The sequence below is a fragment of the Sandarakinorhabdus sp. genome, assembly GCF_040398645.1.
GTDB lineage: Bacteria > Pseudomonadota > Alphaproteobacteria > Sphingomonadales > Sphingomonadaceae > Sandarakinorhabdus.
This window is the reverse complement of record NZ_JBBATR010000115.1, coordinates 1-1,775: the sequence shown is the minus strand read 5'-3', so window position 1 is coordinate 1,775 and position 1,775 is coordinate 1. Positions and strand designations below refer to the sequence as shown.

At 61.4% G+C, this 1,775-nt stretch carries 1 protein-coding gene and 1 pseudogene; both read left to right on the top strand.

Going from position 1 to position 1,775, the window contains the following annotated elements:
* Window positions 1-200 (top strand): annotated as a pseudogene (locus ABWP50_RS13470) (hypothetical protein); the annotation flags it as partial.
* A 98-nt stretch (window positions 201-298) separates the two neighbouring features.
* On the top strand, window positions 299-1,519 hold the full coding sequence (locus ABWP50_RS13465) for an acyl-CoA dehydrogenase family protein (RefSeq protein WP_353218500.1): 1,221 nt from the start codon (window positions 299-301) through the stop codon (window positions 1,517-1,519).
* Window positions 1,520-1,775: the final 256 nt, after the last annotated feature.

Genomic DNA, 1,775 nt, shown 5'->3' with positions numbered 1-1,775 from the left:
GCGCAGCGGTCACGTTACATTGGTCGACGACGTTCATGAGCATCGGCAATCTTGCCCTTGGCTTCCTGCATGGTTTTGTGCTGTCCGATGGCGGCCGGCGCCGCTTGGTGATGGGCCTGCACGAATGCTTCCGACGAACCCTCATTGCGCTGTCGCTGGTGCGGCTGGGTTGGCGGATGAGCTCCGGCCGCGCAGGCTGATCGGCTTTTGGGCGTTCTTCCTTTTTTGCCAGTGGCCAACCGCGCGCGAGCGTGACAGCGTGGTAGCTGCATATGAGTCCACGAAAGGGAGATGCGTCATGTTTTTTGAATATAGCGACAAAACCAAAGGCCTGATCGAGCAGGTTCGCGGCTTCATGGATGAGCATGTCATTCCCAATGAAGAGCGTTATCATGAAGAAGTGCGCACCGGCGAGCGCTGGAAAGTGCTGCCGATCATCGAAGAGCTTAAGCCAAAGGCCCGCGCAGCCGGACTGTGGAACCTGTTCCTCAACATCTGCGATCACGACAAGGGCGAATGGAAGGGCCCCGGCCTCACCAATCTTGAATATGCACCGCTCGCCGAGGAAATGGGCCGGGCCGGCTGGTCCAGCGAAGTGTTCAACTGCTCCGCGCCCGACACCGGCAACATGGAAGTGCTGCGCACCTACGGCACCGAAGCGCAAAAGCAGCAGTATCTCAAGCCGTTGATGGCCGGCGAAATCCGGTCAGCCTTCCTGATGACCGAACCGGCCGTAGCCTCATCGGATGCCACCAACATCGAAACGTCGATTCAGCGTGTCGGCGATGAATATGTCGTCAACGGCCGCAAATGGTGGTCCAGCGGCGTTGGCGATCCGCGCTGCAGCATTGCCATCGTGATGGGCAAAACCGATCCCAGCGCGCCGCGCCACAGCCAGCAAAGCCAGGTGCTGGTGCCGCTTGATGCCCCCGGCATCACCAAGCTGCGCCCGCTCAGCGTTTTCGGCTATGATGATGCGCCGCACGGCCACTTCGAAGTGATCCTTGATAATGTGCGCGTGCCGGTGGCCAACATGCTGCTGGGCGAAGGCCGCGGCTTTGAAATCGCGCAGGGCCGGCTTGGCCCGGGCCGCATCCACCACTGCATGCGCTCGATCGGTGCCGCCGAACGCGCCCTTGAAAAAATGGTGAAGCGCCTCAAAAGCCGCGTCGCCTTTGGAAAGGCAATTTCGGAACACAGCCTGTGGCACGAGCGCATCGCCGATGCGCGCATCGCCATCGAACAATCGCGCCTGCTCACCCTGAAGGCCGCTTACATGATGGACACAGTCGGCAACAAGGCTGCGGCCAACGAAATCGCCATGATCAAGGTAGTGGCGCCCAACATGAGCTGCATGATCCACGACATGGCCATCCAGGCGCATGGCGGCGGCGGCGTGTGCCAGGATTATGGCCTGGCCTCAGGCTATGCCGGCCAGCGCACCCTGCGCCTTGCCGATGGCCCGGACGAAGTGCACCGCCAGGCAATCGCCAAGAACGAGCTGCGCAAGTATAATTGAGCGCGCAGCACTTGCCGCTGCGCCGCACTTCTTCCAAGGAAATCGACGATGGCCACCCCGGCGCAATCCGGGGTGGTCTTTTTTCCTGAGCCTGCAGACGCAATCACCTTGCACCCGCGCCGCTCCCCTGCTACCCGCGCCATCTGCCGAAGGGGCGCTCGCTGCCCCATTCCATCGTGTGCGGCCATGGCGGAATTGGTAGACGCGCAACGTTGAGGTCGTTGTGGCCGAAAGGCCGTGGAAGTTCGAGTCTTCT